Genomic DNA, 22,656 nt, shown 5'->3' on the forward strand with positions numbered 1-22,656 from the left:
TCGCTATTACTAACCCGAAAAACCTTAAAAAAACTGTGCGGTAAGTGATTAATTTACGAAGGCGTGATCACCACACAATCTCAATTGGCGTTCCTACTTTCACCTTATCCATAAACTCGTCCATGTCTGAATTAGTAAGTGCAATACAACCGTTTGTCCAATTAAAGTTTTGCATTACAAACGCCAACCAACCCAATCCATTGCGCTGACCATGCACCATAATAAATCCGCCCGCAGAAACACCACGCGCTTTAGCTTTGCGTACATCTTCGGCATTTGGGTAAGAAATATGCATAGCTCTATAAAATGCTGAATCTTCTTTTTTATAATCCAAGCTATACACGCCTTCTGGTGTGCGCTCGTCACCCTCTTGCTGCTTGTGCCCCTTAGGGTTTGCACCAAACACAACAGCGTATTGTTTCACTACGGTTTCGCCTTTCATAAGGTAAAGCGCCCCCTTTGATTTAACAACCTTAACTAAATCAACCTCTGCGAATACCAAGCCAGACAAACACAAACCAAACAATAAAACAAAGTATTTCATTTAGTCGCTCATAAAATTAATAAATTAAACGCTTAACATGTGGAATACCAATCGATAAGTGCCAAATAATAATCACTAGCTACTAGTAGTTAGTTACTAGCGATTAGCAATTACTAACTAATAACTATCACAACACTCCCTAGTCGCCGTTCCGTTTCTACCCGCATATGCGCCTCGGCCGCTTGCCCCATGCGATACACCTTATCTACCGCCGGCATAATCGCTTCGGCTTCTATCATATTTTTAAGCGTAGTTAGCTCTTCGAGTGTTTCGCGGGCAAATGCAACGTGTACGGCTCTGCCCTTACCGTAGCGTTTAATATTCGCTTTTAACAAATCGGTTAAACGCGGGTTGCCAATTAAATAAACGCCGTTAGGTACCAACGACGCTATACACCCTTCAAAAGAGCTATTGGGCACCATATCAAAAATCACATCGTAGCTTATAGCATTGCGGGTAAAATCTGTTCTGGTGTAATCAATAAACTCATCGGCACCTAACGAGCGTATAAAGTTCTCTTTAAACCCAATATCTACAGCGGTAACGTGCGCACCCCAATGCTTAGCAATTTGCAATGCAAAGCTGCCTATACTGCCACCAGAGCCATTTATTAGTACTTTATCGCCCGGTTTAATATTTGCCTTACTTAAAAAGTGTAATGCATTTAACCCACCTAAAGGCACAGCAGCGGCTTGCTCGAAAGAAATATTGTTAGGCTTTTTAACAAGGGTATAACTTGCAGGCAAACACACATACTGACCATAGGCACCAAAACGCATTTGGGTACTGCCAAATATTTGGTCGCCTACACTAAAGTTTGTAACTTGTTCGCCTAGCGCTTCAACCTCACCCGCAAAATAACCACCCAGCACAGGGTTGCGAGGTTTAGTAATACCCATGGCTAAGCGTAATGGCAACCAAAACCATTTAACCGCAAACTTAAATGCACGCATTTCGCAGTCGGCCTTGGTGGCTTCGGCGGCGCGCACCCGAATAAGTATTTCATTAGGTTTGGGGGCAGGTTTTGGCACTTCCCCCACATGTAATACACTGGGTGCACCATATTGCTTACATAAAATGGCTTTCATAGGCTTTGCATTTTTAGTGGGTAGAAAGAGGTAGCCCGCTAACTTAGCTAGCGGGGCTGAGATTATTAGCGCTACGTACGCTTAAATTTGCTTGCTTCTCGTATTTTGCACTTTTCCAACACGTCCAATTTTTCCGTGTTGGACAAATTATTCCAATTACAAATTTCGGTTAATGTGCGATTACAGCCCACACAGATATCACCTAAATCTAAACAGCAACACCGCACGCACGGAGATTCAATAGGCTGCTCGTCGTCACTCACGATAGCTCACTTTGCGCAGCAATAATACGCGGCCCAGTAATATAGTAAATAAGAGGTATAACTATAGCCAAAAAGAAATACACAAAGCCAGCGTACACAGCAATAGAAGCTGGCATTAACCAAGCAAACAATACAGAAACAAAGCCAGTACACACTTGAGCAAACCAAATAAGCGTACTGCGCCTAACAAGTAAAGTTTCCACTGTGTTTAATGCAAGCGTAGTGGCAGAGCGGTACGCATGCAGGTAAAGCAACCCTATAACACTGGTTAAGCCAACATAGCCTACACCATAAATAATAAATAGATTTGCCATTTCACGGGCGCTGGTAATTAAAAATTCACTTGGTAACCAGCCATTACTTACAAAATGGAAAAAAGAAGAAAACATTAAGCGCAAAGGGTAAACATAAATAAGAATAATAAAAATCATTAATAAGGTGAGAAAAGTGGATACCTTATCCTCTTGCCCCACTTGCCTACTCCAATTGCGATGAAACACCCAAAAGGCAGCAATTTGTGCAAAGCTAAGCGCAAAAGCGGGCACATTTTTAAGGGCTAAAATCAATTCACTGTAGCTATGGGGAATACTGCCCACAGATACCACCAGCATTGTCATCGCAAACGCGAATGCAGCATCAGAGAACACCTCCAATCGCGTCATACTTTCGCCACGTAACCTAAACCCGTTTTTTACTGGTAGCGCTGCGAGTGTTTGTTCTGTCCAAGTCATTGCATTCTCTCTGTTTAGGAACCTCTGAATAACCCCATCCGCTTCGCTGTTCTTCTTGCTAAGGACTAAGGCCATTAGCTGCGAAGAACGCCTTGAGGCTGAACGTCTTGGCTCTAGTAAAAAGCTATTGGGGTTAATCAGAGTTTCTTTTAATACGTTCCGTGTAGCAAGCCTGCACTAAAGCATACCTTTAATTTTTGCTAGCCCGTAGGCGTTTACCGTAGTTGCATCTTTAATGTCGCCAGCAATAATCATAGCTTCAAACTCTTGCAAACTAAAACGGCGAGAGATAAGCCCCTCTTCTTCCGTGTCGAGATCTGTTTGCCCTTGAGTTAATTGCGTGGCAAGGTAAATGTGATAGCCCTGACTAGAATACCCATATGCCAAATACTGGTGCCCCACATACACCATGCTAGCAGCCACCAACCCCGTCTCTTCTTTTAGTTCCCCTGCAGCTAAAGCTAGGTGATCCGCGATTGGGCTTTCCTCCCAAGACCCCTGAGGCAATTCCCAATAGCGCGCTTCTACGGCGTAACGATATTGTTGCACCAAGTGAATATGCCCCTGCTCGACTGGTAAAATTACCGCAAAGTCGGGTTTATCTACCACACCAAAAATACCTTCGGCACCACTCGGCCTTAAAACTTTGTCTTCGCGTACGCTCATCCATTTATTGGCATACACTACGCGACTTTCTAGTTTGGTTATTTCTCGCATTACCATTCTCGTATTTCGTAAGGCGGGCTTGAGCAACGCTTGTGTATAACTACACAAGCTTCACCTATACATTCACCGTGTATTTTAAGTCGCTAACTTCATCACCAGTCATACCGCGAAAGCCCCATTGATACGGCGCTTGCTCTTTTATAACAATTTCCACATCTACCGGCGCCATGCCTAGCTGATCTTCTATGTTGGTAAAAATGGCTTTTATTAACGCTTTTTGCGTTTCTGGCTTGCGGCCTGCCATCATATTAATTTCTATTACGGTATACGCATCGGTGCGGCCACCGGGGTAGTAAAAGTCTGCTTTATCCATGGGCATAAAACGGTGGGCACGCTTGTCTTCTGGCATGCCAAGTACATTTTGCATGCAACCGTGTATCACATCCGAAAGCTTCGCTTTTATTGGGTTAAGGTTTTCTTTTATTCCGTAAATAACAATCATCTTTATCGCTCCCTATACATGCCTAATTTATCTATAATTTGTGCTGCTAAATGCATAGCAAAAAACGCTACTTTAAAAGTGCAATAGCGCGGCGCTTAGCTTTTAGAGCCAAACTCATTAATATTCAAAGTAAAATTATTGTTGTCGGTTGCTATTAAGCCTACGTTCGGGGCATATTTGTAACGCACGTTTTCCAGTACTACGGCTGAGTCTATCACGTTAACAATAAAGCCACTTTCCGCCACATCAATTATAGTAATACGCTTTTCCGCCTTTTTTATGAATTCGGTGCTTTTGTCATCGTAAACAAATACATAGCCTTCTATGCGGCACAGCGACCTGTCAACCGCCTTTACTTCACCTATAAAGTGCCGTCGAGTAGATTTCTCGTAGAGCGAGCGGTACATAACATGCAGCTTTTCACCAACTTCAACTATCATTCACTTTCCTCTATAAAAATGCGGCGCAGCTAAGGCCTTGCTATGCAAAGGCTTCGCGTGTTCTAAAACACCTATTTAAAATCACCCTATCAATCTATAAGTAAACCCAGCCAATCTAATACGGCCATTGGGTTGCATGCAAGCGTTTACAACCGTGCTAAACACTAACCTACACTCACTTCTGGCGTCTGTTAGCATAGTGTAAAACACGTCCCAAGAAGCTGCCCCCCCTAGCAGATCACTTAAACAAAAAAATAGTTTGTAAACAGGCTGGTGGCCGCTAGCTTTTCTGTGTAGCTAAGCTCATACTCAATGCGCTATACACTGCCCAGTAGGTTTACATAAACGGGTTGTGCCTAGCTACCGGTTAGCTAACACTAACTTTGGATCATGAAGCCACAAACTAGAGGAAATGTCATGAGCAAAGGTCAAGATGCAAAAAAGAACGCCAAGAAGAAACCGCTGTTAACAGCAAAAGAAAAGAAAGCCGTTAAAGCACAGAAGAAACACCCCACGAATGTTTTAGGACATTAAGCAGTATGTGGCCATTCGATTACGCAATGGCCACTATTTTTACCACGCCCCGCGGCTAATTATTACAGCAATTACACGGGCCCAAAATAAAACGGGTTAAATAGCTAAGCTTCTTTTGGGGCGCATAGCGCTTTGCTATAAAAGCCAGACTGGTCGAAACAACACACCCTTCGTTTGCCGCTAGCCAACATATCGCACGCATTGGCTATTCGCTTTACCCGTGTTTTCGCCTGCTTAGCAGACTCTACCCAGTGTATCCAATCTACACGTGCTATTACCGTTGTTTGCTGCCAGTTTTCCAGTGCTGCTGGTGTGGCCGCTAGCGCATCACTTAAATCTTCTGGCACCTGTGGCTCGGGCTCTGTCGCTACAGGGGTAAATGCCACATCCACTTTCTTTCCAACACTGTTACTTAACGCTTGTAGCAATTCACCATCTACCTGCAGCCAATGGCTTAGCTTACCGTCTGGCTGAAGTGTTGCGCTAAATGCGTGGCCATTAATAGTACCCTCTACGCTGGTACGGCCCCTGCGCGGCAATTTATCGCTCGCGCTTTTTGGAAAAACAATAAAGGCCCATAAATTACCAGCAGTATGGCCCGCAGCTTGGCACAACTTGGCTTTAAACGTAATACTCATTCGCAGTGCTCCTTTATACCGCGGGCAGGCGCTAGCTAATTAATGGCGACTAATAACTTAACAATTAGTGAGCTATTCTTCGGCAATAACATCGAAGCCGCCAAAAATTAGGCGCTTGCCATCAAAGGGCATGGGATTGTTATTTGGGTCCATTCTTTCATCGGCCATAATAGCTTCCCAGCCAGCATCTCTGGCGGCTTTGGATGGCCAAATAACCGTAGAGAAGACAACTGTCTCATTACTTTTACACTGCACGGCCCTAGGAAAGGACGTTACCTCGCCATCTGGCACGTTTTCCCCCCATGCTTCAATAACCTTAAGCGCACCGTGATCTTTAAATACCGCGATAGACAATTTTGAGTGAGCGATATATTTGTCTTTATTAGCGGTTGGCACAGCGGCCACAAATCCATCAATGTAAGTCATAGTGATTACCTTCTTTCCATTATTTGGCTTTTGATTGCCCCTTAGGGATTGCTTACTGCTTTATTTATACATGCTGATCAAAAAGGATGGGGTTACCATCGGGGTCGATAACCGAGAAACTGCCAGGGCCAGCATCGCCAGCTACAGAGTTTTCCACAACCTCTATCCCCTTTGCTTTAAGCTCTGCACACAAGTCTCGCACATCGGTAAACCCGTCGACGTTTTCCGCACTCTGATTCCAGCCTGGGTTAAACGTTAAAATGTTCTTATCAAACATACCCTGAAACAAACCAATATTAGTATCGCCATTTTTCATAATTAAAAAACCATGCGATTCCTCACCGGCAAAAACCTCGAAACCTAGCTTTTGGTAAAACTCTTTCGATTTATTTAGGTCTTTTACGGTTAGGCTTACAGAAAAACAACCAAGTTTCATACTCTCCTCCATACGCATATCTAGAAACGTTAACAATGGTATGCTATAGAATAGTAGTACAATACTTACGTTAAAGTAGTGTTGCTTGCACTATGACGCTGGCACAAATTGATAGTATTCATTAATACCCGTTAATATATTAGTGGTAGCAATTGCAGATAAAATCAATCCCATTACCCGGCTTACCACGCTGGCACCGCTAGTACCAATAAATCGAGTAATGAACCCGGACAAGAGCATTAATATGTAAACCACTACCAAAACCAGCAACATCATTACCACTGTTTGAACTTGCTCGAACAAACTGAATATTGCGTTTTCTGTTAGCAGCACAGCCGCCAACATTGCCCCAGGGCTAGCAATGGAGGGCACGGCCAACGGGAAAATAGCCGTATCCTTGTGATCATCCTCTAGAAACTTAATCTCTTCTTCTGGTTTACTGTCTCCAAAAATCATATTAAGCGCAAACAGAAATAACACTATCCCCCCAGATATCTGAAATGCCGAAAGCGGAATAGATAGCGCCTTTAGGATTATTTCGCCTATAACCACAAAAAACAGCAATACACACGCAGCAACAATAGTGGCCAGCAATGCTATACGACGCTTTGTTTTTTGATCGTACTCACGCGTTACAGCAATAAACACCGGCACGGTGCCTATTGGGTCTATAACTGCAAAAAAGGTTATAAAAACGGCCAAATAATCTATCATTTACTAACTACCACAAAACGGATTAAAACGAATACCTTAGCTCGCAGTACTTATTGGCCTGCGAATTAGGTTGAAACTGGAAGTAAGAGCCGTATAGCCCAGAACAGATTATACGCAAAAAACAGCACTTAAAGCGCTAATATCGTCAAAGGCGAAGCAACAAAGTAGGGCCTGCCTAGCGAAGGCGCGACCAGCTAGCATCTTACGCTCGTGCTGCGCTAGCAGGCTATTTGAAACGACTACATGCTTGAGTAAAACGTAGTGTGTGTTGGGTTAATTGTATAGCGCACAGGTCTTGGTAGTTTTCACGCCATTAACAACAGATACCTGCTTAGATACCGTTTGTACCTGAGTGCTATAAGGCAACCCCACCAACTCTTGAATTGTTTGCCAAGACCGGCTTGTGTTGCACTGGTCAATATTTACTAGGGTGCAGTACATCCTTACTGGCTCACCTGCTTTACCCTCCGGGCAAGATTTACGAACTTCACACGCTTCTTCGTAACTAAAATTACCCTCGTGACTTGCAATTTCTGGTATACATTTAGAAAAGTCATTATTGGCCTCAGCTTTCTTAGATTTATTATCATTAATTATTTTGGAAAACAAAGGGGGTGACTTACTCGAAACTCTCATTTCACCAGTGGTAGGTGAGACCTTTAACAAAGTAACATTCTGCTTGCTTAACGTACTGGTTAGCCGCATAAAAGCAGAAGCGTCAGCTGCAGAGCCGAACTCGTAATTAATATTGATGTCGCCATCATTTTTTACTACATCTATTATCTTTACCGATACCGGCTTTTTGTTCTTAAGCTGTGCAACCCAAGCAGGTAGTTCATCTGGTAAATGTACCACCTCTGTAGCTTTCCCTTGTACACACGGCTTATCAGAAAAGCCTACTGTTCCATCAGCGCCTAAACATCTATATGCTTCAGCTTGTGCGTAATGCATTACAAATAGAATTAGAACTATTAAATATTTAGCTTTACTCATATATTCCTGCGTAAAATACACATAAACATTCTAAAACGCTAATTATTAAGGTGAACGTTTCTTAACTTACTCGATGCTAAATCAGCAATTAACGAAAGAGTTTCCCCTCCATGTTTTTCAAACTTTCATACTATCTAGCTTTACTCAACAGAATCGCCATTCACTTTCCCGCTAATCCGTACACATATTGGCGAAAAATATCTTTTCAAAACATTGCTGTCATTTTTAATTGCGTAAACATAATATTTTTTGTATTTATCTTCTAGTAGTAGTCATTCTGCAAGCTATTTGATAGTAGCCTTCAACGTACTGCATTTTCAAATTAATTGTTACGCACAAATTAATCCATTACCTCAAACAGCCACCCACCCCCCCTGAATAGCGGCTGTAGGAAAAGCAAAGCATAACATAACAGTCATGTTTTCTTGTTCAATTCCTTGAAACCTTCACGCTCGGTGGATTAACTAGCATTGAAATTGGGGTTTTGGCGGCTGGGTCGTTTTAGCGCCCTGACTGGATTTAAAACCCCAGAGACCAATATCTACCCAGATAGACCGAAACGGAGCGCTTGCGATTCCTTAACGAGAGGGTATCTGATTTTGTTTTGTCTGACTTTGTCTCGATAAATCAGCAAAGCGCTCTTTAATTATTGGCACCCCGCAGAAACCAAATAATCTGGACCTAAATTCTCAACTGCACAAGCCCCATTTTCAAAACCTTTCGCAACACTTTTCATCATTTCACGCTGATAGCTTTTTATCTGCGCTTCTTCATCTGGCGAACGCCATCCGGCCTCGGTCATTACCAGTGTTCGCTGCACATGTTCACTTACCTTCTCTTCAGCGGACCCTGTTTTTAATTTAATAACTTCACGCACTAATAGCGCACCGCCTTGGCCGCTATAATAGATAACACCCTCTAGATCAAAACTGCAATTGAACTGCCGACCGCCGCCGTGACATACAACATTAGAAATTTCATCAATGCGAGACACTATATGGCCACCAAAATACGGGCTAGCATAACGACTTGCTCCGTACTGTATGTCCGCATTGGAATTAAACGCCACTTCGCGTAACAGCATCATCAAAATGTCGTCTTCCTTGGGCGCCTGTAGATTGTCAGGCAATGCTATTTTGCCGTTATCCTGCATAAGACTGGCTTCATAGGCGCTATATTTCTCCATATAATTACTGCGGCTCCAGTACGCCTTTATATCAGTTGCACTGGTCTCGGTAACTGTATAGTACGCTGGTGAACGAAATTCGTTATCTTCTAAATACACAGATTGGAGTTGCTTAGACGGCACCTTTTCTGGCAACCAGCTGCCAGATTGGTTGACGAATATAGTCTGTCCAATACGCCAATCCATGCTCGATATCAAATCGTTAAATCTATGTTTAATAACGATATAACGTAAATCTGGACACCGCTTTGCGACAGGCTCAACTACACTGGCCACTAATTGCTTCTGGTAGTCTGTATCGACTGCCGAGGTACCTACCAAAGGAATCGAATCTGTGAAACGCTCTAATTTATGAAACACATAAACCGTGGCGAAAGGAAAAGACTTCTTACCGTTACCGTTGGCATATCGCTGTGCCTTTTCGTACTCGGCTTTCTCTGCAAAGACCTCGTTTTCAACCTGTTTTATCTTCTTATCGATTGCTTTCAATCGGGTATTTTTTTCCTGCTGCCCGAGGGTTTTGTCTATTGCTATTTGGGTTCTTTGCATCTCCAGAGGAAGCTTCCGATAGGTGGCTTCTGCCTTAAACCAATCGTTATTTTTTACTCCCTCCATCGCCTGTAAACTGCTTTTTTGCACCCATCGCTGGTAATACTGATTGTAACTAAGCCTATCTTCATCGGACATTTCCACTTGATGCATTGTAAACAGCATAAAAACATCATTGTCAGATAGCTCTGAGATGTTGGATACCCCCTCCCTCTTTAACGCCTGATCGATCATCATTGGCAACATGGGTGAAGTGCCTTTTTGAATGTACTTAACCCTCTCTAACGTAAGCTCTCTGGCCAAAGCATGAATGTCTTCATCACTTATACTAGGGCCAGTGGCAGGCTGAGTTTGCTCTACCTCAATGCTGGCATAATTGGTAACACAAGCATTGCTCGATTGTATGCCATCTTCCGGACGGGATAGCCATGCATCGTATGCAGACGTTTCGACAACTCGCTCGTGAAAATGTGCGAGCCTTTCTTGCTTTTTTTCGGCCATTGCTTCCGCCGAGATTGCCCCCGCGAATGTCGCTTGACTGGCCCCAGCCCAGCATATACCACCCAGAATCGCCAAACACTGGAATCGTCCTAAATTCATTTTGCACACTCCTGTTTCATTTCTATTTTAATTAACCACATCAAGACATCACATCTAATTACCCACTTTAACCATTGACACCCCATCAATGCAACGCTATAAATAACTGTATATTCAGACAGGAAGTCAACATGCCCAAACCAAGGAAAATGCAGGTTTCTTTAGATGCCACACCATATTATCACTGCACTTCACGCTGTGTACGCAGGGCCTTTTTATGTGGCTTTGATACGGTAACCAACAAAGATTACGAACACCGTCGACAATGGGTTGAAGATCGCATTCATTTATTAGCCGAGGTATTTTGTGTTGATGTATGCGCCTATGCGGTGATGTCTAATCATTTACATCTCGTGCTGCATATCAATCAGCAAAAAGCCTGTGCACTATCGGACTTGGAAGTGTGCCAACGCTGGCATCGGCTGTATAAAGGTACTTTGCTCACCCAACAGTTTGAACAAGGCAAAGCACTTACCCAAGCCGAGCTTGAGGCTGTAAAAGCGAGAATAGAGGTATGGCGCGCGCAGCTGCACGATATTAGTTGGTTTATGCGGGCACTTAACGAGCCGATTGCGCGCATGGCCAATACAGAAGATAACTGCACAGGGAGCTTTTGGGAATCGCGCTTTACTTCGCAGGCGCTATTGGATGAAAAAGCACTAGCAGCGTGCATGGCGTATGTGGATTTAAACCCAGTGCGAGCCAAAATGGCCGCTACGCCAGAAGATTCGGAACATACCTCTATCAAACTGCGTGTAGCGCAGGTGAAAAATAAAAAACAACAACCTACCACCCTTTACCCATTTGTGGGCAACCCACGCCAACCTATGCCCGAAGGTTTACCATTTAAACTGGCCGATTATTTAGAGCTAGTAGATTGGACTGGCCGAGCAATTCGCGCCGATAAACACGGCGCCATTAATACAAGCTTACCCCCTATTTTAAGTCGCCTTGCTATACCTACTGCAGAATGGCTAACACTCACTACACAATTTGAACAGCGTGTTTCGACGTTTGCCGGTTCTGAGCGTGCCGTTCGGTTAGCCGCCGAGGTATTGGGGTATAAAAAACCTCCCGGCGTGGGGCTGGCTAAGCAATTATTTGCCTAGCTCTTTTATTTAATTCTTAAGACTTTCGCCTTTAGTGGTTTCGCTCGCCTTGAGTTTGGGGTTTTGACGGGTGGGTCGTTTTAATTCCCTATTTATTTCATCTTGTCTGGCAGGCTCAAATTAACGCGTGCTCTTAATTTTCGCTGCGGACCTTTTCATAACATGACTGTCATGTTTTCTTCTTGAATTGTTTGCCAAGACTGGCTTGTGTTGCACTGGTCAATATCCACTAGCGTGCAGTACATCCTTACTGGCTCACCTGCTTTACCCTCCGGGCAAGATTTACGAACTTCACACGCTTCTTCGTAACTAAAATTGCCCTCGTGACTTGCAATTTCTGGTATACATTTAGAAAAGTCATTTTTGGCCTCAGCTTTCTTAGATTTATTATCATTAATTATTTTGGAAAACAAAGGGGGTGACTTACTCGAAACTCTCATTTCACCAGTGGTAGGTGAGACCTTTAACAAAGTAACATTCTGCTTGCTTAACGTACTGGTTAGCCGCATAAAAGCAGAAGCGTCAGCTGCAGAGCCGAACTCGTAATTAATATTGATGTCGCCATCATTTTTTACTACATCTATTATCTTTACCGATGCCGGCTTTTTGTTCTTAAGCTGTGCAACCCAAGCAGGTAGTTCATCTGGTAAATGTACCACCTCTGTAGCTTTCCCTTGTACACACGGCTTATCAGAAAAGCCTACTGTTCCATCAGCGCCTAAACATCTATATGCTTCAGCTTGTGCGTAATGCATTACAAATAGAATTAGAACTATTAAATATTTAGCTTTACTCATATATTCCTGCGTAAAATACACATAAACATTCTAAAACGCTAATTATTAAGGTGAACGTTTCTTAACTTACTCGATGCTAAATCAGCAATTAACGAAAGAGTTTCCCCTCCATGTTTTTCAAACTTGCATACTATCTAGCTTTACTCAACAGAATCGCCATTCACTTTCCCGCTAATCCGTACACATATTGGCGAAAAATATCTTTTCAAAACATTGCTGTCATTTTTAATTGCGTAAACATAATATTTTTTGTATTTATCTTCTTGTAGTCATTCTGCAAGCTATTTGATAGTAGCCTCCAACGTACTGCATTTTCAAATTAATTGTTACGCACAAATTAATCCATTACCTCAAACAGCCACCACGCCCCCTGAATAGCGGCTGTAGGAAAAGCAAAGCATAACATGACAGTCATGTTTTCTTGTTCAATTCCTTGAAACCTTCACGCTCGGTGGATTAACTAGCATTGAAATTGGGGTTTTGGCGGCTGGGTCGTTTTAATTCCCTATTTATTTCATCTTGTTTGGCAGGCTCAAATTAACGCGTGCTCTTAATTTTCGCTGCGGACCTTTTCATAACATGACTGTCATGTTTTCTTGTTTGAAGTTCCTATTAATTACGCCCATTTGGCAATCCTGCTATTTTGGCTAACGCCTTGCTTTGCGGAAAACAAAACACGCAGCGGAAAACCAGTCCGACAACATGCGCTCGTTAGCCATTTCCAGGGTATTGCAGAATAGCTTTCAGAGAACTATGGTCAACCGGTGACGATGTGTGCTCATGGAGTATCTTCCACGAGCTTCCATCGTACTTTAGTATCATTGTTAAGCGGTTACTCAGTGCTCGCAATTCCTTCCCTTCAGGTGAGATTGCCGTATAGGTAAGGACTGCATGCCCAAAAGCGAGTTCCTCATATACCATCGATTGAGCATCTGAAATACCAACCATTACTCGCTCTTCTTCGAGTGAAGAAAACCACTCCGTTGCCATACCTCTCCAGGAATCTAATCCGCGTGTGGACCACGTGCCCCACATGTCGAATATGTGTATATCGTTGTGGTAAAGATTGACAAATGCATCAACGTCTTTCGTGAAGACAGCGGCTTTGTACAGATCTAGAATCATTAAAAATGGTTCGCGTTTTTCAGTCATGAAAATTATCCTTGAACGGCTAACGCCTTTGTAACGGGCATTTTTTGTGTAGTGGAGTTTTGCGGTAAAGTGGCGAAGCCACCGCAAAACGGAGCGTAGCAAAAAATGTCCTGTTGACAAACTTGATACTTATGATGACCTCCTCCTCCGGAGACCAATGGAAACCTTCTAAACTTAAATCACCACAACAAAAGTTAATTAAAGAAGGAGATCATCATATGAGATTTTATACCATTTCCCACAAACATTACTGTGGAATAGATTTGCATACCAAAATGATGTACGTCTGCATACTTGATTCTGATGCTAACATACTGATTCATAAGAATATACCTACTAATGGTAAGGCGTTTTTAAAGCTCATAGCCCCCTATCGCGAAGACATTGTCGTAGGCGTTGAGTGCATGTTTTCTTGGTATTGGCTGGCTGATTTGTGCGCCAAAGAAGGCATCGAATTTATCTTAGGCCATGCACTTTACATGAGGTGTATTCACGGCGGAAAGGCCAAAAACGATAGAGTTGACTCGGAAAAAATCGCACGCATTATGAGAGGCGGCGATTTCCCTCTCGCCTATGCCTATCCTGCCGAGCTTCGGCCTGTTCGCGACCTCATGCGTAGACGAAGCCATTTGGTTCGCATTAAGAGTGAGATTCAAAGCCATATTAGTATTACCAACTACCAATATAATCTTGAGCCGTTCGACAAAAACATCGTTCACAAAGGTAATCGCGAAGGTATAGCAGATCACTTCGATAACGCTTCTGTACGACTTAATGTTGAAACCGATATTGCCGTTATGGACAGCCTTCACGATCAGATACGGAACCTCGAAAACTACATTATCAGGCATGCGAAAGACTACGATGGCCGAATGTTGTACCGATTAAAAACAGTTCCTGGGATTGGCGATATTTTGGCTTTAACAATCATGTATGAAATTCTATCGATCGATCGCTTTCCAACGGTTCAAAAGTTTTGTTCATACTCCCGTTTAGTTAAATGTGCGAATGAGTCGGCTGGCAAAAAAATGGGGACATCAGGCTCAAAAATAGGTAACGCTCATCTAAAATGGGCCTTTTCTGAAGCGGCTATTCTATTCATACGTGGAAATGATAAAGCTCAGAAATATGTTACTAAATTAAGCAAGAAGTTTGGCAAAGGTAAAGCGCTGTCCATACTATCCCACAAATTGGGACGCGCTATTTATTTTATGATGAAAAGGAACGATGTCTTTGATATGAATTACTTTTTTCGAAATAGTTAAATGTTTAGGGTAGCGTGTTTGAGCTAGCAGGTATAACTAGGGTGCCGAGCATAAAGATCCTAAGCTGAGTTATCCGTTTAAGCTTCGAGCTTACTCTTAGCCTGATGAAAAAATGCCAACTCTCTCGCTTTGAATAGACAGAACACGCTACCCGCCCTACGCTTTTTTGACGTGTGACTGCCCCTTGACTGAGTGATCTATAACTGGATACAAAACACCGTAAGCCCGATTCTTTGAAGCGCCAGATCCAAGGGTAACCGATAAATTTCTAGTAGCGCCTTAGTAAAGCTAAGGCATCCAGATTACTTCAGCGAATGAAAGCGTCGAACGTTAATTTGGACTGACTCTCAATAGGTGTTTGGTACAGTTACCACTAAGCCTTCCATGAAATTATCGTCAGTAGAAACATTCAAAATTGCTTTTTTATTAACTCTAGGCATTAAACCAAGGGTTTTGGTGAGTTATTGTTCTTTGACAGGTCCGGTCATATAGGTGTTATAACCTTACCCGTATAACTCCATGACAAACGCCCCAATAATAGCGCCAAATATAAAACAAGTTACAGCAATTAGAGTTACATTATTAGCACTTTGATTATTAACCGCGTTAACCGAAGCCTCTTTCTGAACAAATTCACCCAAAGGTTTAACTTCAGGCTCTAAAACCGCACCAACCGAGAAATACCCCACTAGCTGACTCGCCACTAGCCTTTCACCAGCCTTTACCACGTACTCCAGCATACTTCCATCTTCAGGAGCCAAAATCTCGAGAACTACTTTATTAGTTTCGAAATCAAATAGAACATCGTCTTTCAAGACTGGCTTTCTCGGCTCGGCATGTATTCGAGAAATAAATCCGTCCTCAATTGACTCTGGAAGTAACGGTACTTTAATTTCGATTGTCATAATTACCTAGTAAGTTATAACGCCCGGCTCACCAGCGGCTAAACCGGAGTGGTTTTTGTGTTAAAGTGTAGCACAGCGAAACCACAAAAACCGCGTAGGTTTGGACGTCTGCGTGGAGCCGCTTGTTAGGCTTGAGACTCTTAAAATAATTATTTTTCAGAATCGTCATTTCCTTTCAATTTTTCATCTCGCCTGATTCTTGAGAGCTTAACTTTTTCGGGCATGATAAATGTGTACATGAAAAACTTTGATACAAAATCGTGCACTTCCTCTGAATCAGTCGCTTCTATATTTTTCAAATTATCCCTATCTGGATGGGCACCCCAATTCCCAAATATTCTAATTTGATGTGCCCAATCTTTGATATCGCCAGGCAATGATGCAAGAGAGTTTATCTGCTTTATAAGATCATCTTTTGGGTTTGCACCCAGCACTACCAGTGATAACTGTAGTGCTCTACGAAACATAGAACAAGCGGCTTTATCCGCCCCTATACTCATGCATTTTAAAGCTTCTTTATAATCAGCAAGTACATTTTCATCAATAAAAGCAACATCCTCATTGCCAATTTGATCATCGATAACTGCAGGAAACTTCTCGTCCCACCCTTTCATTTCAAAGTTTTCATGCTGAGAATATTCGTTCTGCCGTAAATAGAAAGTTTTGAGAATTAACCTTCTGCATGGCTTACACCTAAAAACTACATAAAATTCAGCGTCACGGTTAGCTAAAACATGGCTTCCTGACCATTGTTTCTCAATGTGTGATTTGGCTCCACAATGAGGACATATATCGATTAAATCATGGACATGTTTATTTAAACCTTCCTCAGCCTCAGATAATTTCATCTCTTGTTCCTAAATTTTGTGGAGCCTAACGCCCGGCTCACCAGCGCCCGAACCGGAGAGGCTTTTGTGGTAAAGTGTAGCGCAGCGAAACCCACAAAAGCAGCGTAGGTTTGGGCGTCTGCGTGGAGCCGATTGTTATATTTTTTTTGCAGTGTCTTCGGACTTCCAAATGAAATAACCATTGCGGTCAACTTTGAAATCTTCTCGGGATTTCCGAACACTTACGCTTTCTTTCTCCTTGCTAAACAAATTGGAAGCATTTTTCGATCGGCTTTGGTAATTCTTTCTTTCGTTGATAATCTTTGACATTTTCAGTACCTCCTAAGGAAGCGCTTAATCTCTGATCTGTTTATCTGTGGCTTACAGTATTCTGTTATTCTTTGGGTATTTCCCCCAGCTGAAGTTTTCCTGGCCTCTGAACTCCCATTCTCGTCAACTACTAGATCGAATACGCGCCCGTCAGTGGCATTTTTGTGCCACGTTCTGTTTGCACCATCATAAGACAGGCTCCAATCAAGAAGTTCACCGTCTATACTTGACAAGTCATTAACTACATCTACAGCGGAAACATATCTTTCTTTCAAATCTGTAGCCAAACACTTTTTTATCGTATTAATTAAAGCTTGCGGTATGTGCTCAGGGTAATCGTTTTTATTTGGAAATTGCCCATTTACAACCGCATGCCTAAACCTATGACGATTGAGGTCGCCACCTTCTATAAAAGTAGCATATTCAGCATAAAAAATATCATCCCCAACACACATTCTATGAAGCGTCAGTCCGAATTGGTATATATCAAACTGATTGTTAAAGTTTTGAGTACTAAAAGCCTCGGGAGGCACCATATTGCCATATATTCTATCTTGACCAGCAACACCACTGAACGTAGTTTGTTTTGTAAGTCCAAAGTCCGATAATAGTGCCTCCCCCCTCTTTGAGAACAGAATATTATCTGGCTTCACATCAAAGTGGATCAGTCTTTTAGAATGGATATTGTGCAACCCACTCAGCACTTGTGTGGACCAAATAATAATTTCCCTAACGCTAATAGGGGATTCTCTTATTCTTTTTTTAAGAGAACCAAGTTCAAAATAGGGCATTGCAAGAAAGATATGATCATCATCCTGGCAGGCATAGTAAATAGGGACAACATTAGGATGACTACTTAGATGTAATAGGCTGGCTTCTTTAAAATATTCATTCACATCAGAAAAGTCTGACTTAAGCATTTTTTTTACAACTATTTCAGCATTCAGTTGTAAATCTGTTGCAGTGAAAACAGTAGAGTTTTTACCTTCTAATCCAATTTCATGCCGTATGTGAAAGCTCAATTCTGCAGTTCTCGTTGTATTAAGCATGAACTGCTCCTAGTGCTGTGAAAATTGCCTCTTTTTCCTCTTTGCTATGCGTATTCCAGTTTTCAACTTCGTCATAAACCTTAGCACCGTCAATGTATAACTTAAAATCTGCCCGCTTCATGTTAAGTTTTGGAGTAATTGTTGAAATCTGACCACAAAAATATGCCAATAGCATACTGCTTGCAAAAGCCTCTTGAATCACTCCTTCAATTTCGATACGTCGTATTTTTAATGTTTGAGAATTGCTTTCAACCACTCTCAATCCTGCTTTTTCGATTTTAAACTCTCTTAGAATATCTAAAATCGAATTCCTTATATATTTCAGCGCTTCAGGTGTTGGTAACGCTTTAGGTATTTTGATGTCTTCAACGTTAACAATTAGTGCTTTGTCTGTATCGTAGACAGCAATAATTACCGAACATGGTTTAGCTCTAATGCCCAGAGTATTCACATAATCTCCCTAAAAATATAACGCCTTGCTCACCTGCACAGACTGCGGAGGGCGTTTTTGTGTGAAAATGGAGCGCAGCGACTGACACAAAAACGTGCGTAGCAGTATGTGTCAGCGTGCAGCAACTTGTTAGGCCAAGCGGACATTATAGCGATATACCTCCATGTTTCCGTATGTATTTGAGCCTTTAAATGTTAAGCGTATATTGTTTTGCAAGAGAACCTCGTATTCATGCTTTAACTTTTGATTGCCCCATGTTTTAAATGCATAAGCATGTATTTTTAAATTATCTTCTATGTCAAAAATGGCAATTTGGCCCTTAACCTCAATTGCGTGCCACCGCGCTACCGAAGGCATAGTTGTAGTTGACACAGGACCACAGGTAATATCTATATCGCTTTTCGCAAATAAACCGCCTCGAAATAAAACTTGCCCCTTAGGCAAAAGACCTCCAAATTTAATCAATTCGTCGTTAATAAGTGCGGCATTGTTTTTCTTTTTCGGTTTCACTCTATAACTATGAATATTTGGTACATCCTTTAAAAACGGCATTGAATTTTGCCACTCACAATAAACCGCAGATTTTTTTAGAGCGTCCTCTAATGCAGAATTACATTCGCCGGGGCCATTATCACTGATGATGTCTTTTACAACCTCATCTACATCTTTAAACGTTCTTATAACCCGTAGGGTTTGAGCCCCGCATTGTGCAAGGGCTAGCTCATGTGCTGTATGAGGTCGAGTATCGAAAGGCAAAACATCAAATAGTTCAAACTTTGGATTTTTCATTACACTACCAAGCGCCTAACGCCCGGCTCACCAGCGCCCATACCGGAGAGGCTTTTGTGGTAAAGTGTAGCGCAGCGAAACCCACAAAAGCAGCGTAGGTTTGGGCGTCTGCGTGGAGCCGTTTGTTAGGGCTTTTAGGCAAAATTTTTGAATACATGATCTAGCTTTGTAACAATTCGTGCTTTTGGTATGTATCCGTCTCTATTTAGCAGGCTTGCGAAATGCTTCTCACATACGACAACATCACAATAGCAGCTAGCAACGCCTATCCCTCCCCAATCCTCTAGATCACTCTTCTTTGGCTTATATTGCTCATTTTTAAGTACTTGGCGATGTAAATGTATATCCAGCTTTCGAGTTGGCATTGACATCAAGAATTCTTTATGTTGCTCCTTACTAAGTTTTTCCATTATTGAAACACTTAAAGAATTCTTTTGAAATACTCGATTCAGCGGGTCTATTATATCGACCATAGACATTGCATGTAACCAATCGTCCCACTTTGATTTATCGAGCTCATGCTTCTTTTCGTTAATTTGAGAAAGATGGTTAAAAAAGTTATTTCGATGGGAATCTAAATTAACTGATCCCACAGGATCAATATCGAACATTTCCGAACCCGTTAAAACCGATTTATTCACTAATGCTTTGAATGTTTTTAGTAATTCAGATTGAAATTCGACTCCAAATGCAAACTCGATTCCCTCACCGATAAGTTGTTTCGGTCTTGGTTTTATATCAACTCCTAACTTTCTAAGAGCGACTTCAATCTCTCTTTCAACAATACTCGGATACGGTGCAAATGTTTTATCTTTCGATATTTTCCACATCAACTCTCCTAGGCGCTTTCGTCGCCCTACGTTTCCAATTCTCGAAAACTCGATAAAATGAGTTGACGCTAAGGGAAATATACATTTCGACTTCGAAGCAGCCAGAAATTCACCTAGAATATTTTTGTCACGAACTGTTGTGTCTAAACCATTAGCAATTCTAGCTAATTCAATCCATTTATTTTGGTCAAGGTATACAATCATGTCGTGCCCTAACGCCGCCAGCAGCGGCAGATTACATGGAGCACCTTTTGTGAAATAATGAGCGCAGCGAACACAAAAGGAGCGGAGTGTAAGCTGTCCAACCCACGAAGTGGGTGTGGCTGACTGGCCTTGTTAGCTGCTACAGCAAGAAGCAACTTCATTAGGGAGTTTTTAAATTGAGGTTGCATTTCTAATTCAGTGGAATTATCTCTATCTCAGCCTCAGGAAAGTATTTAGCTGCTTCTCTTGCGATCGCCTTAGAATAAAGGCATCCGTGAAACAAATCTATAACACCTTTATTACTTAAGAAAAGGCTTACCACTGCAGCTTGCTTTATTTTAATGACACTACCTTTCTTCACCCTCCTCACTTTAGCCTTAAAAGGCCATGTTCCGAGTGATGTTGTAATTTCAATTTTCTCTCCAAGATCACGGAATATTCTTTTTTCGATGTCTTTGTACTTTTTCTTATTGTACTTATGCCCTAAATAGGGAACCAATATTCCTATAAGTGAATAAGCTAGAATATTAATAACAATTTCCATGGGCTACCCAACTATAAAGCTAACGCAGAGCTAAACGGCGCACAAAGTGGAGCTGCTTTTGTGCAATAATTTGCGAAGCAAATGCACAAAAGAAGCGGAGCTTTGGGCGTCCAGTGGAGGCCGCAGGCCGAAACGGTGTTTTAGCGTATTGTTATGTGCTTGTTCATTTTGTAAATGTGAACTCTTTTAGACCAATATATGATTCATCGGTCATCGACAACATCGTTTGACCATTAGTTAATGGAACTGAGATGGCAAACAAGTTTTCTTTACCATTAACTGAGAAGTACATTCTTTCTTGCCCTGATTTACTAATGAAAAACCCAATAAATTTAAAGTCTTCTTCCTTAAAGGCATCTTCAAAGGGTGGTTCATTTTCATCAAATTGATAAAGACCGTACTCAAGGTTGAAATAATCAATAAATTCTCTTGGCTCAGTATCTGGCTGGCTTAAAAACTTATCACATTCTACTAATTCTTCCATGATTCCCTCTTCGTGGGTAACTTGGGCACATAACGCTGAGCTAAACGGCGCACAAAGTGGAGCTGGTTTGTGCGACAATTTGCGAAGCAAATGCACAAACAAGCGGAGCTTTGGGCGTCCAGTGTAGGCCGAAGGCCGAAACGGTGTTTTAGCGTATTGTTATGCATTTACTTTTGCGCCTTTATTAGCCCGAACATAGTTATGCAGAAGCCCAGCAAGATTATCTTCGTATTTGTAGAATTCTGTGTCTAGCTCATCTAGATCAGACTCATATTCTTCATTGTTTTCGTAGGGTTCTAATTGCGCCCATCGCTTTTCTCGATTGGTTGATGGGCCAGACTCTGGAAACCAACGCAACGCTTTTTCAAGTAGCTCGGCTGATTTTAAAGCGCCTATTATTTTTAATCCATCCAATATTTCTAGGTAATGATCTCCCAACGAATTAAAAAATAGTTGATCAAATCCTCCATTATGTACCTCTCCATCAAAACACCACAGCAGATAAACTAATCTAGCTTCTGATCCGATTCGTTCGAGGTATTCCGTGTTTCCATCACTTCCAGCGAAGACTATCTCATGGCAAGCATTGAATAAATCGAAAGCCGGTTCTTCATTTTCAGAAAAATCAGAGAACTTCACTCATACTCTCCTTGATGCATAACGCCCGCCATATGCGGCAAACTTTTTGTTGATTGTTTGTGCTAGCGTTAGCGTTAAAGCACAAACGAGCAACGGAAAGTTTGTCCAGCCAGCTTGCTGGCGATGCATGATGGCATTGTTATGGTTTTTGTGCTTAGAAGCCAATAATTTACCCGCCCAATATGCTGATCATTGTAATGGCTAATACAGACAAAAAAACCGACAGATAAAACAATTTTGCTATTGATAAATCATCAGATTGATCTTTAAAGAATATGTAACTAATTGCATGCTTGGCTCTCGAAGTAGATTGCCTAGTAGAAAATAGAAATACTCCATATCTGATTGCAGCCGCTAACAATAGGACAATGGCGAATACAAAACCTATCAATGCCATAAATGAAATCGCTAACCCTACCAACATCGTCAATCGTCCATTTTCATACAAACCATAACGCAGAGCTAAACGGCGCACAAAGTGGAGCTGCTTTTGTGCGAAAATTTGCGAAGCAAATGCACAAAAGAAGCGGAGCTTTGGGCGTCCAGTGGAGGCCACAGGCCGGAACGGTGTTTTAGCGTTTTGTTATGAGAGACCACGAACCATACCTGCAACACCTTAAATATTTTATTACCAACTAAATTGATTAGTAACCCATGCATGCTTTTGATTTTACTTATAGCCGCGTTGCATTAAAGCCAAAGCTGTAGCACCAACCTTCTTCGCTTTAAGTATAAATTACAAAACAGCTAAGCCAATACTCGCAAAAATTGCGTTTAGCCTATTACTTTTATAAATGGAATGGAAGCAAATAAAAGAGGAAAATAGCCATTCCATAGCAAATACAAACATACAAAATTTAGGCCTTAAAGTTGACCTTGGCGATACCTAGCTGGTAGCTCATAACGCCACAATAACCGAGCGGAGCTCAGCGTGGTATTGTGAGCAAAGCGAACCACGCTTAGCGGAGTCC

General features: G+C 41.9%; 27 protein-coding genes. 2 read left to right on the forward strand and 25 right to left on the reverse strand.

The genetic code is table 11. From position 1 onward, the window contains the following. Positions 1 to 67: 67 nt before the first annotated feature. The 13 genes from SDE_RS16040 to SDE_RS16095 form a co-directional block, all read right to left on the reverse strand. On the reverse strand, positions 68 to 544 hold the full coding sequence (locus SDE_RS16040; RefSeq protein WP_011469535.1) for a L,D-transpeptidase family protein: 477 nt from the start codon (positions 542 to 544) through the stop codon (positions 68 to 70). Positions 545 to 657: 113 nt separating this feature from the next. Continuing rightward, entirely contained in the window at positions 658 to 1,632 is a 975-nt protein-coding gene (locus tag SDE_RS16045; RefSeq protein WP_011469536.1) for an NAD(P)-dependent alcohol dehydrogenase, read from the reverse strand. Between the two features lie 71 nt (positions 1,633 to 1,703). Next, positions 1,704 to 1,895: a DUF1289 domain-containing protein gene (locus SDE_RS22010; RefSeq protein ID WP_083763052.1), complete on the reverse strand. Its 192-nt coding sequence runs from the start codon at positions 1,893 to 1,895 to the stop codon at positions 1,704 to 1,706. Further along, positions 1,892 to 2,626 carry a TMEM175 family protein gene (locus SDE_RS16050; RefSeq protein WP_158303887.1) on the reverse strand — a complete coding sequence of 245 codons (735 nt, stop codon included), beginning with the start codon at positions 2,624 to 2,626 and terminating at the stop codon, positions 1,892 to 1,894. The genes SDE_RS22010 and SDE_RS16050 overlap by 4 nt, the downstream gene beginning before the upstream one ends. A 177-nt stretch (positions 2,627 to 2,803) precedes the next feature. Then, positions 2,804 to 3,343, reverse strand: a complete 540-nt coding sequence (locus tag SDE_RS16055; protein WP_143710911.1) for an NUDIX domain-containing protein — start codon at positions 3,341 to 3,343, stop codon at positions 2,804 to 2,806. Positions 3,344 to 3,407: 64 nt separating this feature from the next. Then, on the reverse strand, positions 3,408 to 3,794 hold the full coding sequence (locus SDE_RS16060) for a tautomerase family protein (protein ID WP_011469539.1): 387 nt from the start codon (positions 3,792 to 3,794) through the stop codon (positions 3,408 to 3,410). 95 nt (positions 3,795 to 3,889) lie between these two features. Continuing rightward, a complete protein-coding gene (locus SDE_RS16065) occupies positions 3,890 to 4,234 on the reverse strand; it encodes a hypothetical protein (protein WP_011469540.1) in 345 nt (114 codons plus the stop codon). A 638-nt stretch (positions 4,235 to 4,872) separates the two neighbouring features. Next, positions 4,873 to 5,406 carry a YdeI/OmpD-associated family protein gene (locus tag SDE_RS16070; protein ID WP_011469541.1) on the reverse strand — a complete coding sequence of 178 codons (534 nt, stop codon included), beginning with the start codon at positions 5,404 to 5,406 and terminating at the stop codon, positions 4,873 to 4,875. Positions 5,407 to 5,478: 72 nt separating this feature from the next. After that, a complete protein-coding gene (locus tag SDE_RS16075) occupies positions 5,479 to 5,832 on the reverse strand; it encodes a DUF1428 domain-containing protein (RefSeq protein ID WP_011469542.1) in 354 nt (117 codons plus the stop codon). 64 nt (positions 5,833 to 5,896) lie between these two features. Further along, a complete protein-coding gene (locus SDE_RS16080; RefSeq protein ID WP_011469543.1) occupies positions 5,897 to 6,268 on the reverse strand; it encodes a VOC family protein in 372 nt (123 codons plus the stop codon). Between the two features lie 90 nt (positions 6,269 to 6,358). Beyond that, positions 6,359 to 6,982, reverse strand: coding sequence for a MarC family protein (locus SDE_RS16085; protein ID WP_011469544.1), 624 nt, complete (start codon positions 6,980 to 6,982; stop codon positions 6,359 to 6,361). A gap of 273 nt (positions 6,983 to 7,255) precedes the next feature. Then, positions 7,256 to 7,975, reverse strand: coding sequence for a DUF4124 domain-containing protein (locus tag SDE_RS16090; RefSeq protein ID WP_011469545.1), 720 nt, complete (start codon positions 7,973 to 7,975; stop codon positions 7,256 to 7,258). 646 nt (positions 7,976 to 8,621) lie between these two features. Then, a complete protein-coding gene (locus SDE_RS16095; protein WP_011469546.1) occupies positions 8,622 to 10,310 on the reverse strand; it encodes a hypothetical protein in 1,689 nt (562 codons plus the stop codon). A gap of 131 nt (positions 10,311 to 10,441) precedes the next feature. Here SDE_RS16095 and SDE_RS16100 point away from each other — a divergent pair, with 131 nt between their 5' ends. Next, the gene (locus SDE_RS16100) at positions 10,442 to 11,419 is read left to right on the forward strand and encodes a transposase (protein ID WP_011469547.1); all 978 of its coding nucleotides are present in this window, start codon (positions 10,442 to 10,444) and stop codon (positions 11,417 to 11,419) included. 155 nt (positions 11,420 to 11,574) lie between these two features. Here the strand turns inward: SDE_RS16100 and SDE_RS16105 are convergent, their stop codons facing one another. Further along, complete coding sequence (locus tag SDE_RS16105; RefSeq protein ID WP_011469548.1) at positions 11,575 to 12,216, reverse strand: DUF4124 domain-containing protein; 642 nt, start codon at positions 12,214 to 12,216, stop codon at positions 11,575 to 11,577. Between the two features lie 711 nt (positions 12,217 to 12,927). Further along, positions 12,928 to 13,368 (reverse strand): YybH family protein, encoded by a 441-nt coding sequence (locus SDE_RS16110; protein WP_011469549.1) that lies wholly within the window; start codon positions 13,366 to 13,368, stop codon positions 12,928 to 12,930. Between the two features lie 218 nt (positions 13,369 to 13,586). On the opposite strand from SDE_RS16110, the gene SDE_RS16115 reads away from it, so the two are divergent. After that, positions 13,587 to 14,633 (forward strand): IS110 family transposase, encoded by a 1,047-nt coding sequence (locus SDE_RS16115; protein ID WP_041324801.1) that lies wholly within the window; start codon positions 13,587 to 13,589, stop codon positions 14,631 to 14,633. Positions 14,634 to 15,136: 503 nt separating this feature from the next. Here SDE_RS16115 and SDE_RS16120 read toward each other — a convergent pair. From SDE_RS16120 to SDE_RS16165, 10 genes are all read right to left on the reverse strand, one after another. Further along, the gene (locus tag SDE_RS16120; RefSeq protein WP_011469551.1) at positions 15,137 to 15,538 is read right to left on the reverse strand and encodes a biotin/lipoyl-containing protein; all 402 of its coding nucleotides are present in this window, start codon (positions 15,536 to 15,538) and stop codon (positions 15,137 to 15,139) included. A gap of 149 nt (positions 15,539 to 15,687) precedes the next feature. Further along, positions 15,688 to 16,386 (reverse strand): DUF4145 domain-containing protein, encoded by a 699-nt coding sequence (locus SDE_RS16125; protein WP_011469552.1) that lies wholly within the window; start codon positions 16,384 to 16,386, stop codon positions 15,688 to 15,690. A gap of 311 nt (positions 16,387 to 16,697) precedes the next feature. Then, positions 16,698 to 17,744 carry a serine/threonine-protein kinase gene (locus SDE_RS16130; RefSeq protein ID WP_011469553.1) on the reverse strand — a complete coding sequence of 349 codons (1,047 nt, stop codon included), beginning with the start codon at positions 17,742 to 17,744 and terminating at the stop codon, positions 16,698 to 16,700. Then, on the reverse strand, positions 17,737 to 18,195 hold the full coding sequence (locus SDE_RS16135; protein WP_011469554.1) for a hypothetical protein: 459 nt from the start codon (positions 18,193 to 18,195) through the stop codon (positions 17,737 to 17,739). Before SDE_RS16135 ends, SDE_RS16130 begins: the two co-directional genes overlap by 8 nt. A 129-nt stretch (positions 18,196 to 18,324) precedes the next feature. Continuing rightward, positions 18,325 to 18,984 carry a hypothetical protein gene (locus SDE_RS16140; protein ID WP_011469555.1) on the reverse strand — a complete coding sequence of 220 codons (660 nt, stop codon included), beginning with the start codon at positions 18,982 to 18,984 and terminating at the stop codon, positions 18,325 to 18,327. Between the two features lie 134 nt (positions 18,985 to 19,118). Then, complete coding sequence (locus SDE_RS16145) at positions 19,119 to 20,018, reverse strand: hypothetical protein (protein WP_011469556.1); 900 nt, start codon at positions 20,016 to 20,018, stop codon at positions 19,119 to 19,121. A 190-nt stretch (positions 20,019 to 20,208) separates the two neighbouring features. Further along, complete coding sequence (locus SDE_RS16150; RefSeq protein ID WP_041324803.1) at positions 20,209 to 20,562, reverse strand: hypothetical protein; 354 nt, start codon at positions 20,560 to 20,562, stop codon at positions 20,209 to 20,211. Between the two features lie 163 nt (positions 20,563 to 20,725). Further along, positions 20,726 to 21,046 (reverse strand): hypothetical protein, encoded by a 321-nt coding sequence (locus SDE_RS22880; RefSeq protein ID WP_011469557.1) that lies wholly within the window; start codon positions 21,044 to 21,046, stop codon positions 20,726 to 20,728. A 159-nt stretch (positions 21,047 to 21,205) separates the two neighbouring features. Beyond that, on the reverse strand, positions 21,206 to 21,685 hold the full coding sequence (locus SDE_RS16160) for a DMP19 family protein (RefSeq protein WP_011469558.1): 480 nt from the start codon (positions 21,683 to 21,685) through the stop codon (positions 21,206 to 21,208). Between the two features lie 169 nt (positions 21,686 to 21,854). Next, entirely contained in the window at positions 21,855 to 22,160 is a 306-nt protein-coding gene (locus SDE_RS16165; protein ID WP_143710912.1) for a hypothetical protein, read from the reverse strand. Between the last annotated feature and the right edge of the window lie 496 nt (positions 22,161 to 22,656).

Source organism: Saccharophagus degradans 2-40 (assembly GCF_000013665.1).
Lineage (GTDB): Bacteria > Pseudomonadota > Gammaproteobacteria > Pseudomonadales > Cellvibrionaceae > Saccharophagus > Saccharophagus degradans.

Bases quoted from the DNA above. Each gene is read 5' to 3' on its own strand.
- SDE_RS16150 (WP_041324803.1), bottom strand. From the start codon at position 20,562: ATGGAAATTGTTATTAATATTCTAGCTTATTCACTTATAGGAATATTG.
- SDE_RS16085 (WP_011469544.1), bottom strand. From the start codon at position 6,982: ATGATAGATTATTTGGCCGTTTTTATAACCTTTTTTGCAGTTATAGAC.
- SDE_RS16095 (WP_011469546.1), bottom strand. From the start codon at position 10,310: ATGAATTTAGGACGATTCCAGTGTTTGGCGATTCTGGGTGGTATATGC.
- SDE_RS16120 (WP_011469551.1), bottom strand. From the start codon at position 15,538: ATGACAATCGAAATTAAAGTACCGTTACTTCCAGAGTCAATTGAGGAC.
- SDE_RS16105 (WP_011469548.1), bottom strand. From the start codon at position 12,216: ATGAGTAAAGCTAAATATTTAATAGTTCTAATTCTATTTGTAATGCAT.
- SDE_RS16090 (WP_011469545.1), bottom strand. From the start codon at position 7,975: ATGAGTAAAGCTAAATATTTAATAGTTCTAATTCTATTTGTAATGCAT.
- SDE_RS22880 (WP_011469557.1), bottom strand. From the start codon at position 21,046: ATGGAAGAATTAGTAGAATGTGATAAGTTTTTAAGCCAGCCAGATACT.
- SDE_RS16125 (WP_011469552.1), bottom strand. From the start codon at position 16,386: ATGAAATTATCTGAGGCTGAGGAAGGTTTAAATAAACATGTCCATGAT.
- SDE_RS16060 (WP_011469539.1), bottom strand. From the start codon at position 3,794: ATGATTGTTATTTACGGAATAAAAGAAAACCTTAACCCAATAAAAGCG.
- SDE_RS16145 (WP_011469556.1), bottom strand. From the start codon at position 20,018: ATGATTGTATACCTTGACCAAAATAAATGGATTGAATTAGCTAGAATT.
- SDE_RS16040 (WP_011469535.1), bottom strand. From the start codon at position 544: ATGAAATACTTTGTTTTATTGTTTGGTTTGTGTTTGTCTGGCTTGGTA.
- SDE_RS16045 (WP_011469536.1), bottom strand. From the start codon at position 1,632: ATGAAAGCCATTTTATGTAAGCAATATGGTGCACCCAGTGTATTACAT.
- SDE_RS16115 (WP_041324801.1), top strand. From the start codon at position 13,587: ATGAGATTTTATACCATTTCCCACAAACATTACTGTGGAATAGATTTG.
- SDE_RS16130 (WP_011469553.1), bottom strand. From the start codon at position 17,744: ATGCTTAATACAACGAGAACTGCAGAATTGAGCTTTCACATACGGCAT.
- SDE_RS16140 (WP_011469555.1), bottom strand. From the start codon at position 18,984: ATGAAAAATCCAAAGTTTGAACTATTTGATGTTTTGCCTTTCGATACT.
- SDE_RS16065 (WP_011469540.1), bottom strand. From the start codon at position 4,234: ATGATAGTTGAAGTTGGTGAAAAGCTGCATGTTATGTACCGCTCGCTC.
- SDE_RS16110 (WP_011469549.1), bottom strand. From the start codon at position 13,368: ATGACTGAAAAACGCGAACCATTTTTAATGATTCTAGATCTGTACAAA.
- SDE_RS16055 (WP_143710911.1), bottom strand. From the start codon at position 3,343: ATGCGAGAAATAACCAAACTAGAAAGTCGCGTAGTGTATGCCAATAAA.
- SDE_RS16080 (WP_011469543.1), bottom strand. From the start codon at position 6,268: ATGAAACTTGGTTGTTTTTCTGTAAGCCTAACCGTAAAAGACCTAAAT.
- SDE_RS16070 (WP_011469541.1), bottom strand. From the start codon at position 5,406: ATGAGTATTACGTTTAAAGCCAAGTTGTGCCAAGCTGCGGGCCATACT.
- SDE_RS16050 (WP_158303887.1), bottom strand. From the start codon at position 2,626: ATGACTTGGACAGAACAAACACTCGCAGCGCTACCAGTAAAAAACGGG.
- SDE_RS16100 (WP_011469547.1), top strand. From the start codon at position 10,442: ATGCCCAAACCAAGGAAAATGCAGGTTTCTTTAGATGCCACACCATAT.
- SDE_RS16075 (WP_011469542.1), bottom strand. From the start codon at position 5,832: ATGACTTACATTGATGGATTTGTGGCCGCTGTGCCAACCGCTAATAAA.